The sequence below is a fragment of the Streptomyces sp. BoleA5 genome (genome assembly GCF_000373665.1).
Lineage (GTDB): Bacteria > Actinomycetota > Actinomycetes > Streptomycetales > Streptomycetaceae > Actinacidiphila.
Window position 1 is genome coordinate 47,466 of the sequence record NZ_KB892103.1, and the last position, 14,117, is coordinate 61,582.

13 protein-coding genes are annotated in these 14,117 nt (G+C 73.3%); 8 read left to right on the top strand and 5 right to left on the bottom strand.

Translation table 11 applies throughout. From position 1 onward, the window contains the following. The first annotated feature begins 6 nt into the window (after nucleotides 1-6). Genes B085_RS0118630 through B085_RS0118640 form a run of 3 tightly spaced genes read left to right on the top strand, consistent with a single transcriptional unit; the run spans nucleotide 7 to nucleotide 2,898 of the window. Nucleotides 7-972 carry a FecCD family ABC transporter permease gene (locus B085_RS0118630; RefSeq protein WP_199789220.1) on the top strand — a complete coding sequence of 322 codons (966 nt, stop codon included), beginning with the start codon at nucleotides 7-9 and terminating at the stop codon, nucleotides 970-972. A 2-nt stretch (nucleotides 973-974) separates the two neighbouring features. Next, on the top strand, nucleotides 975-2,036 hold the full coding sequence (locus B085_RS0118635) for an iron chelate uptake ABC transporter family permease subunit (RefSeq protein ID WP_018560089.1): 1,062 nt from the start codon (nucleotides 975-977) through the stop codon (nucleotides 2,034-2,036). 4 nt (nucleotides 2,037-2,040) lie between these two features. Continuing rightward, on the top strand, nucleotides 2,041-2,898 hold the full coding sequence (locus B085_RS0118640) for an ABC transporter ATP-binding protein (protein WP_018560090.1): 858 nt from the start codon (nucleotides 2,041-2,043) through the stop codon (nucleotides 2,896-2,898). A gap of 487 nt (nucleotides 2,899-3,385) precedes the next feature. Here B085_RS0118640 and argB read toward each other — a convergent pair whose 3' ends face one another. Both argB and B085_RS0118655 read right to left on the bottom strand, forming a co-directional pair. Next, nucleotides 3,386-4,246, bottom strand: a complete 861-nt coding sequence (gene argB / locus B085_RS0118650) for an acetylglutamate kinase (protein ID WP_018560092.1) — start codon at nucleotides 4,244-4,246, stop codon at nucleotides 3,386-3,388. Continuing rightward, a complete protein-coding gene (locus tag B085_RS0118655) occupies nucleotides 4,243-5,190 on the bottom strand; it encodes a methionyl-tRNA formyltransferase (RefSeq protein ID WP_018560093.1) in 948 nt (315 codons plus the stop codon). Before B085_RS0118655 ends, argB begins: the two co-directional genes overlap by 4 nt. An 82-nt stretch (nucleotides 5,191-5,272) precedes the next feature. Between B085_RS0118655 and B085_RS0118660 the strand changes: the two genes are divergently transcribed. Together B085_RS0118660 and B085_RS0118665 are read left to right on the top strand one after the other, a co-directional pair. Next, nucleotides 5,273-6,616, top strand: a complete 1,344-nt coding sequence (locus B085_RS0118660) for a lysine N(6)-hydroxylase/L-ornithine N(5)-oxygenase family protein (RefSeq protein WP_018560094.1) — start codon at nucleotides 5,273-5,275, stop codon at nucleotides 6,614-6,616. A gap of 207 nt (nucleotides 6,617-6,823) precedes the next feature. After that, complete coding sequence (locus B085_RS0118665) at nucleotides 6,824-7,489, top strand: nitroreductase (protein WP_018560095.1); 666 nt, start codon at nucleotides 6,824-6,826, stop codon at nucleotides 7,487-7,489. Nucleotides 7,490-7,622: 133 nt separating this feature from the next. On the opposite strand, the gene B085_RS0118670 is transcribed toward B085_RS0118665, so the two are convergent. Genes B085_RS0118670 through B085_RS0118680 form a run of 3 tightly spaced genes read right to left on the bottom strand, consistent with a single transcriptional unit; the run spans nucleotide 7,623 to nucleotide 11,532 of the window. After that, nucleotides 7,623-9,689, bottom strand: coding sequence for an iron ABC transporter permease (locus tag B085_RS0118670; RefSeq protein WP_018560096.1), 2,067 nt, complete (start codon nucleotides 9,687-9,689; stop codon nucleotides 7,623-7,625). A 5-nt stretch (nucleotides 9,690-9,694) separates the two neighbouring features. Further along, nucleotides 9,695-10,663, bottom strand: a complete 969-nt coding sequence (locus B085_RS0118675) for an iron-siderophore ABC transporter substrate-binding protein (RefSeq protein ID WP_018560097.1) — start codon at nucleotides 10,661-10,663, stop codon at nucleotides 9,695-9,697. Further along, complete coding sequence (locus B085_RS0118680; protein ID WP_026251189.1) at nucleotides 10,660-11,532, bottom strand: ABC transporter ATP-binding protein; 873 nt, start codon at nucleotides 11,530-11,532, stop codon at nucleotides 10,660-10,662. Before B085_RS0118680 ends, B085_RS0118675 begins: the two co-directional genes overlap by 4 nt. Before the next feature lie 78 nt (nucleotides 11,533-11,610). Here B085_RS0118680 and B085_RS0118685 point away from each other — a divergent pair, with 78 nt between their 5' ends. The 3 genes from B085_RS0118685 (at nucleotide 11,611) to B085_RS0118695 (ending at nucleotide 13,952) form a co-directional block, all read left to right on the top strand. Beyond that, nucleotides 11,611-12,432 carry a siderophore-interacting protein gene (locus B085_RS0118685; protein ID WP_018560099.1) on the top strand — a complete coding sequence of 274 codons (822 nt, stop codon included), beginning with the start codon at nucleotides 11,611-11,613 and terminating at the stop codon, nucleotides 12,430-12,432. Nucleotides 12,433-12,625: 193 nt separating this feature from the next. Beyond that, nucleotides 12,626-13,345 (top strand): FAD binding domain-containing protein, encoded by a 720-nt coding sequence (locus B085_RS0118690; protein WP_018560100.1) that lies wholly within the window; start codon nucleotides 12,626-12,628, stop codon nucleotides 13,343-13,345. Between the two features lie 214 nt (nucleotides 13,346-13,559). After that, nucleotides 13,560-13,952 (top strand): hypothetical protein, encoded by a 393-nt coding sequence (locus B085_RS0118695; RefSeq protein ID WP_018560101.1) that lies wholly within the window; start codon nucleotides 13,560-13,562, stop codon nucleotides 13,950-13,952. Nucleotides 13,953-14,117: the final 165 nt, after the last annotated feature.

Below are 14,117 nucleotides of genomic sequence, written 5' to 3' on the forward strand. Positions count from 1 at the left end.
GCCCTCATGGCGCTGTGCGTGCTCTCGATCGCGCTGGGTGCCGTCGACATCCCCCCGGACCAGGTCGTCCGGGCGCTTTTCGGCCACCCCTCCAGCGATCTCGTCGACAACATCGTCTGGACCGTCCGCGTACCCCGCACCGTCCTCGGTCTCACCGCGGGAGCGGCCCTGGGGCTGTCCGGCGCGCTCATGCAGGCCCTCACCCGGAACCCGCTCGCCGACCCCGGCATCCTCGGGGTCAGCGCGGGCGCGTCCTTCGGGATCGTCCTCGCCGTCGCCCTGTTCGGGATCGGCTCGCTGTACGGCACGATCTGGTTCGCCTTCGCCGGCGCCCTCGGCACCAGCGTGCTGGTCTTCCTGCTCGGCCGGACGGGCCGTTCGGGCGCGACACCGGTGAAGCTCGCGCTGGCCGGAATCGCCGTCACCTTCCTGCTGTTCTCGCTGACCAACGCGATCGTCCTCACCGACCCCGACGCCCTGGACCGCTACCGCTTCTGGTCCGCGGGCACCCTGGCCGACCAGGACGCCGCCGTGGTCCGCGGCATCCTGCCGTTCCTCGCGGTCGGCGCGGTGCTCGCGCTCGCCACCGCCCCCGCGCTCAACAGCCTGGCCCTGGGCGACGACGTGGCCGCCTCGCTCGGCCGCCGGCTCGGCCTCGTACGCCTGCAGGGGGTCGTCGCGGTGATGCTGCTGACCGGCGCGTCGGTCGCCGTGATCGGCCCGGTGGTCTTCCTCGGCCTGGTGGTGCCGCACGTCGCCCGGGTGCTCGCCCAGTACGCGGGCATCGGCCCCGACCACCGCCGGCTGCTGCCGCTGTCGGCGGTGCTCGCACCGTGCCTGCTGCTCACCGCCGACATCCTCGGCCGGGTCGTCGCCCGGCCCACCGAGGTGCAGGCCGGGGTGCTCGTCGCCTTCATCGGCGGCCCGTTCTTCATCGCCCTGGTCCGCAGGCGCAAACTCGCGGAGGTCTGACCGTGACCGCCCTCGCCCCCCTCCGCGGCCGCCGGCCCTTCCGCCTGGCGGCCCCGCCGGTCTCCGGAGTGCTCCGGCCGCGACTGGTCGCGCTGTGCGCCGGCCTGCTCGCCGCGGTGTTCCTGCTCTTCTGCTGGGGCGTCACCCTCGGCGACTACCCCATCGGGTTCACCGACGTGGTCAAGGCCCTGACCGGCGCCGGGGACCCCGGAACGGTGCTCGTCGTAAGGGAGTTGCGGCTGCCCCGCGCGCTCGTGGGACTGCTGGTCGGCACAGCCTTCGGCATCTCCGGCGCGCTCTACCAGACGATGACCCGCAACCCGCTGGCCAGCCCCGACATGATCGGGCTGACCGAGGGCGCGGGCACCGCCGTGGTCGCGGGCATCGTGCTCGGCTGGGAGGGCGGCCTGGGCACGCAGGGACTGGGCCTGCTCGGAGCGCTGGTCACGGCGCTGCTCGTCTACGCGCTGGCCTGGAAGGGCGGCGCCACCGGCTACCGCATCATCCTGGTCGGCATCGGCGTGTCCTGGATGTGCACCAGCGCCACGGACTACCTGGTCGCGCGCGGCGAGCGCTTCGAGGCGCAGGCCGCCCTGGGCTGGCTCGTGGGCAACCTCAACGGCCGTACCTGGGACCAGGTCACGCAGCTCGCGGTCGCCATGGCCGTCCTCGTGCCGCTCGCCCTCGGCATGGGCCGCCGGCTGCGGATCCTGCAGCTCGGCGACGACGTGGCGGCCGGTCTCGGCACCGCCGTGCAGCCGGTGCGGCTGGCCCTGCTGCTCCTCGGCGTCGGGCTGGTCGCCTTCGGTACGGCCGCGGCGGGCCCGGTCGCCTTCGTGGCGCTGGCCGCGCCGCAGATCGCCCAGCGGATGGCCGGCACGGCGTGGCCGCCCCTGGTCGCCTCGGGACTGACCGGCGCGCTGGTCGTCCTGGGGTCGGACCTCATCGCACGTGAAGCGGTTCCCGGTACGGAACTGCCCGTCGGGATCATCACCGGCGTCATCGGCGCGCCGGTCCTGCTCTGGCTGCTCATCCGCGCCAACCGCGCGGGCTCAGGAGGCTGAACCCATGGCGACCACCGACCCCGCCCCCGCCGCCGCGGCCCCCACCGCCACCGGACCCGACCTGCGGGCGCGCGGACTGCACCTGGCGTACGACAACCGGCTGGTCGTCGAGGACCTCGACCTCGACATACCCACCGGCCGCATCACCGCCATCGTCGGCGCCAACGCCTGCGGCAAGTCCACCCTCCTGCGCGCCCTGGCCCGGCTGCTCGCGCCCCGCCAGGGTGTCGTCGAGCTGGACGGCCGCGCCCTGCGGACGGTGCCGACCCGGGAACTCGCCCAGCAGCTGGGCATCCTGCCGCAGACGCCGGTGGCACCGGAGGGGCTGACGGTGATCGACCTGGTCAGCCGTGGCCGTTCGCCGCACCAGACGTGGTGGCGGCAGTGGTCCAAGGCCGACGAGCTGGCCGTCCACGAGGCACTGGCGGCCACCGGCATGGCCGATCTCGCGGACCGGCCCGTGGACGAACTGTCCGGCGGCCAGCGCCAGCGCGCCTGGATCGCCATGGCCGTCGCCCAGGGCACCCCCGTGCTCCTGCTGGACGAGCCGACCACCTACCTGGACCTGGCCCACCAGATCGACGTCCTGGACCTCGTCACCGACCTCAACCGCCGTGAGCACCGCACGGTGGTGATGGTCCTGCACGACCTCAACCAGGCCTGCCGCTACGCCGACCACGTCATCGCGATGAAGGCGGGGCGGATCGCCGCCGAGGGCCCGCCGGACGAGGTGATCACCGCGGAGACGGTCGCGGACGTCTTCGGCCTGCGCTGCCAGGTCACCACCGACCCGGTCAGCGGCACCCCGCTGGTGATCCCCATGGGCCGCCACCACGAGGCGGTCCCCGTCGCCGCCGAGTGACTCCGAGGCGGCCCGGCGGCCGCAGTCCTGTGGCGCTTACGGCTGCGGCCTGCCGTGTCACGGGGGTTCACGCGGCTGATCGGAGCCGCCCACGCCCGTCCACCACGTCGTCACGACGCGGAACACCGTCCCGGCGCGGCAGAAGGCCGAGTCGGCGGCGGAGATCACGCGTCTCCACGCGCCGAACACCGGGGCGCCCACGTCCCTCGCGCACGTGACGTTCACCGAACCGCCCGACGCGTCCTCACGGCTTCGGCCCCTCACGCCCCCTTCTGATCGAGGCGACCACACGGGCGGGCCGCGCGGACACCGAGAAGTCCCAGCCCCCGGCTCGCCGCCGAGGGGGGCCGCATCCCGCCCGGGCCGGGAGACGAGGGCGACCGGCCGACAGGGGCCGGCGCACCTGATCCGGAACGTCCGCCGGGGCGGACGGGCACGCGCAGCCGCGGCCCGGCCACCACCCCGGCGAACCTCCCCGGACGAACACCTAGGCGGGAAGGACGGTCGTACCTGCGCCGCCCGGCCCCGCCGTCAGCGCGCCCAGCAGCGCGTGCGGGGCACGGCCGTCGAGTACGCGGGCGCTGCGGACTCCCGCCCGCACCGCCCGCAGACAGCTCTCCATCTTCGGCACCATGCCATCGCCCAGCAGCGGGAGCATCGCCTCCAGTTCGGCAGCGGTGAGCCGGTCCAGGACCCGCTCCCGGCGCGGCCAGTCGGCGTACAGCCCGGGCACGTCGGTGAGGACGACCAGCGCCTCGGCGTCGAGCGCGGCGGCCAGGGCCCCGGCCGCCGCGTCCGCGTTGACGTTGTAGATCTGGCCGTCCGTACCCCGGCCCAGCGAGGAGACGACGGGGATGTGGCCGTGCTCCAGCAGCACGTCCACGGCGGCCGTGTTGACCTCCGTCACCTCGCCGACGAGGCCGATGTCGACGATCTCACCGTCGACTTCGGCGTAGCGGCGCACCGCGGTCAGCGTGTGCGCGTCCTCGCCGGTGAGGCCCACGGCGTACGGTCCGTGCTCGTTGAGCAGCCCGACCAGGTCCCGCTGGACCTTGCCGGCCAGCACCATCCGCACGACGTCCAGGACCTCGGGGGTGGTGACCCGCAGCCCGCCCACGAAGCGGGCCTCGATGCCCACCAGGTCGAGCTGGGCACTGATCTGCGGGCCGCCGCCGTGCACCACCACGACCCGCACCCCGGCCTCCCGGATGCGGACGACGTCCTGCGCGAAGGTGCGCAGCAGGGAGCCGTCGCCCATGGCGTTGCCGCCCACCTTCACCACGACGGTGCGGCCCCCGAGCACGCGCAGGGCGGGCAGCGGCCCGGAGGCGGCCAGTGCGGCCGTCACGGACGGGTCGTCAGGTAGCCGCCCATGGCGCGGAACCAGTCGCCGGCCGCGTATTCGGTGCCGTCGTCCGTGCGGACGGTGCGCACCAGCAGCCCCTTGCGGTGGCCGCCGCGCGCGTCCGCGCCGGCGACGATGACGACGCCGTCGCCCTCGCGGATGAAGATGCGGCCGGGGGTGCCGCCGTAGCGGGCCTGCGAGACGGCGGCGGAGACGATCCTGATGCGCTCGCCGCGGTGGTAGGTGAAGGCGTTGGGGTAGGGGTCGGACTGCGCCCGTACCAGCCGTTCCAGGTCCTCGGCGGGCCAGGTCCAGTCGATGCGGCTGTCCTCGACCGAGCGCTTGTGGAAGAAGCTGGCGCGGGAGCGGTCCTGCGGCGTCCACTCGGCGCGGCCGGAGGCGATCAGGTCCAGCGACTCGTGTACGAGGGGCGCGATCAGGTCGCAGGTGCGGTGGAAGAGGTCGGTCGCGGTGTCGTCGGGGCCGACGGGCACCGAGCGCTGCAGCAGGATGTCGCCCGCGTCCAGTTCGCCGTCCATGCGGTGGGCGGTGACGCCGACCCGCTCCTCTCCGTTGACGAGTGCCCAGATGATCGGGGAGAAGCCCGCGTAGGCGGGGAGCAGGGAGTCGTGCACGTTGAGGGTGCCGTGCGGCGGGAGGTCGAAGATCTCCGGCGGCAGCCAGGTGCGCCAGTTGTTGGCGACGATGATGTCGGGTGCCGCGGCCTTGATGGTCTCCAGCAGTTCGGCGTCGTCGGGACGGTTGCGCAGCAGCACGGGAACCCCGTGCTTCTCGGCGAGTTCCGCCACCGAGTCGTCCCAGATCCTCTCGTAGACGTGCTCACTCCTGGGGTGGGTCACGACGAGGACGACCTCGTGATCCGACTCCAGCAGGGCCTGCAGCGTCCGGTGTCCCCAGGTCTGGTAACCGAACATGACGACCCGCATGGGCGGCCTCCCCTTCGGTGATTATTGCAAGGTTAGGCTTACCTTATCTAGTATGTGGCGCGCATAGGGAGGCGATGCAACGGTGACAGCACCGCTCAGTGAGCCGGACACCATCCACGACGTCCTGGGAATCGGGTTCGGGCCGTCAAATCTGGCTCTGGCGATAGCCATCGAGGAGCACAACGCACAAGTCCCCGACTCCCGGCGGATCACCGCCCGCTTCCTGGAACGGCAACCACGTTTCGGATGGCACCGCGGCATGCTCATCGACGACGCGACGATGCAGGTGTCGTTCCTCAAGGACCTGGTCACCATGCGCAATCCGACCAGCGACTTCAGCTTCCTGTGCTACCTGCGCGAGCAGGGCCGGCTGGTCGACTTCCTGAACCAGAAGACCCTCTTCCCGCTCCGCGTCGAGTTCCACGACTACTTCGAGTGGGCCGCCGCACGCGTCGCCCCCGTCGTCGACTACTCCTCGGAGGTGTCGTCGGTCACACCCGTCCGCGGCGCCGACGGAGAGGTCGACCACCTCGACGTGACGTGCCGGGACCCCCAGGACCCCACGCGCACGGTCACCCACCGGGCCCGCAACATCAGCGTGGCCGTCGGGCTCGAGCCGCATCTGCCGCCGGGCACCGAGCTGTCGGACCGCGTGTGGCACAACAGCCGGCTGCTGCCCGGGGTCGCCGAACTGACCGCGACGGGCGCCCCGGTGCGCCGCGCCGTCGTCCTCGGCGCCGGGCAGAGCGCGGCCGAGGCCGTCGACTTCCTGCACCGCGCCTTCCCCGACGCGGAGATCTGCGCGGTGTTCGCCAAGTACGGCTACACGCCCGCCGACGACAGCCCCTTCGCCAACCGGATCTTCGACCCCGAGGCGGTGGACCTCTACTTCGGCTCCCCGTCCGAGGTGAAGCAGTCCCTCTTCGACTACCACCGCGGCACCAACTACTCGGTGGTCGACATGGAGCTCATCGAGGCCCTGTACGCCACCTCGTACCGCGAGAAGGTGCAGGGCCGGGAACGGCTGCGCTTCCTCAACGTCTCCCGCATCCGGGACGTGAGCGCCACGGACGACGGCCTCGACGTGACGGTGGAGTTCCTGCCGACCGGCGAGCGGCACGTCCTGGAGGCGGACGTCCTCGTGCACGCGACCGGCTACCGCTCGCAGGACGTCGGCACCCTCCTCGGGGAGTCCGCCAAGATCTGCCTGCGCGACGACGGCGACGCACTCCGCGTCGGCCGCGACCACCGCGTCGCGGTCGCCCCCGAGGTGCGGGCGGGCATCTATCTGCAGGGCGGCACCGAGCACACGCACGGGCTGACCTCCACTCTGCTGTCCACCACCGCCGTCCGGGCCGGTGAGATCGTCGCCTCGCTCGCCGCCCGTCAGGACGAGCCGGCCGCGACGGCCGCGGCCCGCCCCTGAACCGTGTCTGATGGCCGCCGGACGACGGCGGCCATCCAGTCCTTGCGAAGACTCCTGCCACGGCTTCGCAGCCACGCCCGGCCGCGAGGACGGGCGTTGACCGAGCCCTGTACCGTCGGGCGGCAGACCGCGCCGCGTCGGACGTGCTCCAAGCACGTGGACGGCGGCGAGTGCACCCCGGACGCGTGAGCGGGAGGACGGGACGACGTGGATGTGTACGAAGCCGTGAACAGCCGCCGGGCCGTTCGGGCCTTCAGCGAGGAGCCGGTTTCCAGGGAGACACTCGGACGAGTGCTGACTGCGGCGGCGCGGGCTCCGTCCAGCGGGAACCTCCAGCCATGGCGGATCTACGTCGTGGCCGGCGAGCCCCTGGCCGAACTGAAGGGGCGCGCGACCGCCAGGGCACGGGCGGGAGACCCGGGTGATGAGCGGGAGTATCCGATGTACCCGGCCGAACTGACCTCGCCGTATCTGGAACGCTTCTCCGCCGCGGCCGCCCAGCGCCACACAGCACTGGGTATCGAACGCGACGACCCCGAAAGGCCCAGGAGGATCGCCGCCTTGAACTCGGAGGCGTTCGGGGCGCCGGTCGTACTGTTCTGCTACGTCGATCGGACGATGGGGCCCGGACAGTGGGGAGACGCCGGGATGTACCTGCAGACGGTCATGCTGCTGCTGAGGGCGGAAGGGTTGCACAGCTGCCCCCAGGTGATGTGGACGATGTACCGCGAGACGGTCCGTCAGACGGTCGGGGCCGACGGCGGGCTCGTACTGTTCTGCGGTGTCTCGGTGGGATTCGAGAAGGAAGGCGTGCCACGGGTGCGCACCGGGCGGGCGGACCTTACGGAAACAGTGAGCTTCATCGGAGTGTGACCGCCGGGCGGTCGAAACCCACGGGGCGGATCCCCTGCGCCACCCTCGCAGCAGAAGGCGCGAGCGGGTCCTCGAACGGATCCGCCGCGGCTTCCGGCTGCGCGGGCCGCCCTGTCCTCACCGGGCGGTACACCTAACGCCGCGTGCGCAGCAGCAGGTGCAGGAAGTACGGCGTGCCGATGACGGCGGTCATCAGTCCCGCGCCGATCTGGGCCGGGGCGATGACGGTACGTCCGAGGAGGTCCGCCGCGCAGACCAGCGAGGCGCCCAGGAGCACCGCGACCGGTACGACACGGACGTGCCGGCGTCCCACCAGGGCCCGGGCGGCGTGCGGGGCGACGAGCCCGACGAAGCCGATCGTGCCGGCCGCGGCCACGGCCGTCGCGGTGAGCAGCACGCTCGTCACGAGGAAGCCGAGCCGGGCCGGGCCGCGGCGCAGTCCGAGCAGGGCCGGGGTGTCGTCGTCGACCGACAGCAGGTCGAGTTCGGTGCGCCGCGCGACCGCGACGGCGAGACCCAGCACGAGGGCGGCCGCCACGGGCAGCGCGTCGGGCACGGTCCGTCCGTAGGTGGAGCCGGACAGCCAGGTGAGCGCCTTCGTCGCGTTGAACGGGTCGGTGAGAACGATCAGCAGGCTGATCAGGGCCGTCGCGGCCGCGGACACGCCGACGCCGACGAGGACGAGCCGGGTCTGCTGGAAGCCGCCCCGCGCCGCGAGTCCGAACACGAGCACCGCGGTCGCCGCGGCGCCCGCGAACGCGGCGGCCGCCACGCTCCACGCGCCGGCGACCGGGACCGTCGTGACGAGCAGCACCGCGCCGAGCGCGGCGCCGCCGGAGACGCCGAGGATGCCGGGCTCCGCGAGCGGATTGCGGGTGACGGCCTGCACCAGCGTGCCGGACAGCGCGAGCGCCGCCCCCGCCAGGAGTGCGGCGAGCACCCTCGGCACGCGGGTGTCGAGGACGAAGGAGACGGCCTGACCGGCCCTGCCCTGTGTCCAGTTGGCGACGTCGCCCAGGAGCAGCTTGGTGTCGCCCAGCAGAACACCGGCGACGGTCAGCCCGACCAGTACGGCGACGAGGAGAACCATGGTCACCAGGAACGCCGCGCGGCCGGGGATGCGCATCCGGTCCGGAGCTCCCGCCCCCGCGGAGTCCTGGGCCCGCAGCGCCATCACGACCAGGAACACCGCGCCGACCAGGCTCGTGACGACCCCGGTGGGGACCGCGACGGCGGTCTGCGCCGGGACCACGGCGCGCAGCAGGACGTCCGCGCCGAGCACCAGGCCCGCGCCAGTCAGGCCCATGACGGGCAGTGCGGAGCGGGTGCGCACCAGCGTGCGGAAGTGCCGGGCCAGCGGCCGTACGAGGGCGGGCGCGCACAGGCCGACGAAGCCGATGGGCCCGGCGAGGGTCACCGCCGCGGCGGACAGCAGCGACGCGAACACGACGACGGTGATCCGGGTGCCGCGGACGGGGACGCCGAGGCCGCGGGCGGCGTCGTCGCCGAGTGCCAGGGCGTCGACGCGGCGGGCCACCAGCAGCAGTCCGGCGGCGCCGGCCACGGCGGCGGGGGCCATCTGCACGACGCCGTCGAAGCCGTTCTGGCTGATGCTGCCCTGACTCCACTGGTAGAGGCCGTTGGTCTGCTGCGGGAAGAGCAGGATCAGACCCTCGGTGACGGAGGTCAGGCCGAGGGTGAGCGCGCTGCCCGCCAGGACCAGGCGCACGGTCCCGGCGCCCAGCCCCGACAGCGACAGGACGACGGCGGCGGTGGCGAGTGCGCCCGCGAAGGCCACGACGGAGGAGGCGAGCAGCGGCAGGGACGTCCCGGTGACCATGAGGACGCCCAGGGCCAGGTACGAACCGGCGTTGACGGCCAGCGTGTCGGGCGCGGCGAGCACGTTGCGGCTCACCGCCTGCAGTGCCGCCCCGGCGATGCCGAGGGCGGCGCCGACCAGCAGGCCGGCGGTCATGCGGGGCAGGCGGGAGGCGACCACGACGGACGCGTCGCCGGAGGCGGCCCGGCCGGTGAGGGCCTTCCAGACCTCGGCGGGGCCGACGGCGGCGGTGCCCTGGGTGATGTCGACGACCGCGAGGGCGGCGACCAGGAGCACGAGCGCGGCCGTCACCGCGGCCGCTCCCGTCCGGGAGCCGGCCGCGTGCGGACGGGCGGCGGGGGTCGTTGCGGTGACGGCCACGAGCGCTACCTCGTCAGGGCGCCGACGAGGGCGTCGACATACGCCTCCATCGACCGCGGGCCGCCGAACATCCAGATGCCGTCGGGCAGCCGGTGCACCTTGTCCTTCTTGACGAAGGGCAGCGACGTCCAGACGGAGTTCTCGGCGAGGTCGTCGGCGAAGACGTCGCCCTCGCTGTCGCTGCCGATGTAGGCGAACTGCACGTCGCCGAGGCCCGTGAGGCCCTCGACGTCGGTGGCGGCCAGGCCGTAGTCCTTGTCGCCCTCGGTCTTCCAGGCGTTCTCCAGGCCGAGCGCCGTGTTGACGCCGCCGATCAGGGAACCGGCGGTGTAGGGGCGGACGGAGACCTGGTTGGAGGCGACGTATCCGTCGGCGAACGCGATCCGCGTGCCGGCCAGGCCCGCGTCGGCGAGGGCCTTCCTTCCCTCGGCGACCTTGGTGTCGTAGGCCTTCCTCGCCTCGCCGGCCTCGGCGGTGGTGCCGGTCGCCTCGGCGATGAGGTCCAGGTTCTCCTTCATCTGCCCGACCGGGTCGGCCGCGTCGGCGGAGCGGACCTCGAGGACCGGGGCGATCCTCCTCAGCTGCTTGACCGCGGCGTCCGGCAGGTCGGTGGTGGCGACGATCAGATCCGGGGAGAGCGAAGCGATGGTGTCCATGCTGGGCTCGCCGCGGGTGCCGATGTCCTTGGGCCGGTTCTTCAGCGGGACGGCCGTGTCCCAGGTGGTGTAGCCCTTGACGTCGGCGACACCGACCGGGTCCACCCCGAGCGTCATGAGGGACTCGACGACGTTCCACTCCGTGCCGACGACCTTCTTCGCCGGCCCGTCGAGGGTGACCTTCGCCCCGCTCGCGTCGGTGAGCGTGATGCCCTTGGTGTCCTTGGCGGCGCTGTCCGCGGCCGGCTCGGTCGTGCCGCAGCCGGCGAGAGCGAGTGCGGCGGCAGCGGCCGCGGAGATGACGATGGAGCGTCTCATGGGGTGGTGACGGGCCTTTCGTTGCGTGCGTGGTGGCGGCCGACGGCGCGGGTGCGCAGCAGGCCGGTCAGGGGATCGGTGTCGACGTCGACCCGTATCCCGTAGGCGTCGGTGAGGCGTTGCGGTGTGAGCACGTCCTCGGGGCGGCCGTCGGCGACGATCCGGCCCGCCCGCAGCAGGGCGATCCGGTCGGCCACGGCGGCCGCCTGGTCCAGGTCGTGCAGGACGACGCCGACGGCGATGCCGTGGCCGTCGGCCAGGTCCCGGATCAGGTCGAGCAGTTCGACCTGGTAGCGCAGGTCGAGGTAGGTCGTGGGCTCGTCGAGGAGGAGCACCCCCGTCTCCTGGGCGAGGCAGCTCGCGAGCCAGACGCGCTGGAGCTGGCCGCCCGAAAGGTGCTCCGCGCCGCGGGCGGCGAGGTCTGCGACACCGGTCATGGACAGCGCGCGGTCCACCGCGGCAGGCCCGTCCGGGTCGGGGCGGCCCCAGCGGCCCCGGTGGGGGTAGCGGCCGAACTCCACGACGTCGCGTACCGTCAGCCCGCTCGGCGTGGGGCGTCCCTGCGTCAGCAGGGCCACCCGCCGGGAGAACTCACGCGCCGTCAGGGCGAGCCCGTCGGCGGCGGTCCCGTTGTGCGCGTCGAGTGTCAACGTGGCGCGGCGGGCACGCTGCAGGCGTGCCACCGTGCGCAGGAGCGTCGACTTGCCGCTGCCGTTGGGGCCCACGAGGGCGGTCACCTCACCGGGCCGGAGGGTGATCGCCGCGTCGTGGACGACGTCGACCCCGTCGTACGACACGGTCACGTCGTACGCCGTCAGCCGGTGACCGCGCACGCCGGAGGCCGTGACAGTCTCTTCCGTAGAACTCACAAACGAAGGTTAGCCTAACCTAACCATCACTCGAACCACCCCCCTTCCACTTCGGTAAACTTAGGCTAACCTTCCTTCATGGCGAAGACCCCGCGGCTCATGCCGCAGAACCCCCGGATGTTCCGCGCCGAGGTCGTCAGGACCGAGCGGGTCACCCCCTCCCTGCACCGTGTGACCGTGACGGGCGCCGACCTCGCCGACTTCCCGTGGATGGGCTACGACCACTGGTTCCGCCTCTTCATGCAACTCCCCCACCAGGACGCCCTGCGGCTGCCCGAGTTCTCCGGCGCCCGGTGGTGGCAGCCCTACCTCGCCATCCCCGCGGCCGAGCGTCCCCACTACTCCAACTACACCGTCGCCGCGTTCCGTCCGGAAACGGCCGAAATGGACATCGAGTTCGTCGTGCACCGCGCACCGGACGGTGAACTCGAAGGCCGTGCCGCGATATGGGCCTGCGGCGCCCGGGCCGGGGACGCGCTGGCGCTCCTCGACCAGGGCGTCATGTTCGACTGCCCGGAGGACGCCTCCGAGGTCCTCGTCGTGGCCGACGAGAGCGGGATGCCCGCCGCCACGGGCATCCTGCGCTCCCTCCCCCGCGACACGGTGGGCCGCCTGATCCAGGAGGTCCCCACCCCCGACGACCGGCGCGACCTCGACGCCCCCGCCGGGATCGCCGTCACCTGGGTCGTACGCGACGACCCCCACGCCGTCCCCGGCTCCGTCGCACTGGCCGAACTGCGGGGGCACACCCCGTCGGACGCCACCGGGTACGCCTTCGTCGTCGGCGAGCAGAGCCTCGCCACCAAGGGCCGCCGGCACCTGCACCGCGCCGGCCTCCCCAAGGACCGCATCACCTTCTCCGGCTTCTGGCGGCACGAGGCACGCCACGCGGAGGCCTGACAGCCGCCACGGGGCGGCCCACGTCGCCCCGGACCCGCGCGCGGGAGGCACTTCGCGCACGGAGGGCGCACAAGGGGAACGGTTGAGCCCTGTACGCGCTCCCGCGTGGACGGGGAGAATGCCCAGCGCCAGCGATCATGCGACCTGGACGTTCGCGTCCGGTCGCCGGCTCCCGGAAGGCGGGTCGACTCCCGTGCTGCTGCATCTGCCCACGTCCGTACCCGAAGCACAGGAGTTCATGGCCCAGGGGGCGGTGCCCGTCGGCGGCGCGACGCTCGTCTGGGCCACCTGGCAGCGCGACGGGTTCCCCGAGCGGGCCATGTCGCTGCGCAACCTTCCGGAGGCCAACGCGATCGAACGCGAGGCGCTGGGCGCGGCGGTGGTGCTGAACCGGATCGACGAACGGGTTCCCGAGGTGCTGCGGCGGGCGGCGGCCGGTGTGGGCACCGGCGCCGTGCGGCGGACGGCCACCGTCGGCGGCAACCTCGTCGGCAGCACCCTGCGCTGCCTGCTGCCCGCCGCCCTCGTCCTCGACTCCCGAGCGATCACCCTGGAGCCGGACCGGACCCACGAGACCGATCTGTCCGAGGCCGTGGCCAAGCAGCACCTCCTGCTCGCCATCCGCTGGCGGGAGCCGCTGGTCAGCGCCTACGACAAGCTGCCCGGTGAGGCGGGCGGGCCCCCGCCCCCGGTCGTCGCCACCGCCGTGCACGCCGCGGACGACGGACGCCTCCTGCGGGTCGCCGTCCGCGACGGCCACGAAGTGCTCCGCGCGAGCGCGCCGTTCGACGGCGACACCGGCGCGGCCCTGCACGCACTGCGGGAGACGGACCTCGCCACGCTCCACCCCGAGGCGTGGGAAGTGGTGCGCCGGCAGGTCACCGGACTCGCCGGACGGCTCCCCGGCGCCTGAGCCCGCCCGGCGGCCCTCGCCGTCCGGGCGTCGCGGAGTCCCCGCGGGACTCCGCGAGGAATCCGCGAGGAATCCGCGAGGAATCCGCGAGATCTCTTCCGTCACATCGGGTATGCCCGGGCCTTCCCGATTGTTGACGTGTGCGAGGGCCCGCGCCGGTGACCGGCGCGGGGCCCGCCCGTCCCCCACCGGATCGGAAGAGACGAGAGAGCAGATGGATGACACGCCGGAAGACCCGCGGCGCGGCGCCGCGTTGGGCATGGTCCGGAACGGGGCGGACCCGGCGCGGATGTGCCTCATCACACCCGACGGCGTCACCACGGTCGAGTTCGTCGTGGAGCCGTCGGTCGGCCTCCGGTGCGCCCGCGCGGAGTGCGCCGCGGCGCTGGAGCTCAACCGCTGGCTCCACGACGCGGACCCCTCCCGGTACTTCGAGCTGCAGGTCGCGTTCCTGCAGTTCGAGTACAACCCCGGTCACGAGTCCTTCGCGGCCGAGGAGGTCCGTGCGCTGCGCGCCCTCCTCGCGGAACAGCGGGGGACCCCGCGGTGGAACGGCGCCCTGGCGAGCCTGCTCGGCAGGCTGGAGGCCTGCGAGGCGGAGCTCTGACCGCCGGCGGGTGAGGCGGGCAGGCGGAGCTCTGACCGCCGGCGGGTGAGGCGGGCAGGCGGAGCTCTGACCGCCGGCGGGTGAGGCGGGCAGGCGGAGCTCTGACCGCCGGCGGGCGGCAAAAGTCGCCCGGCCATCGCGCCCACGGCCGCCACGACCGCCTCC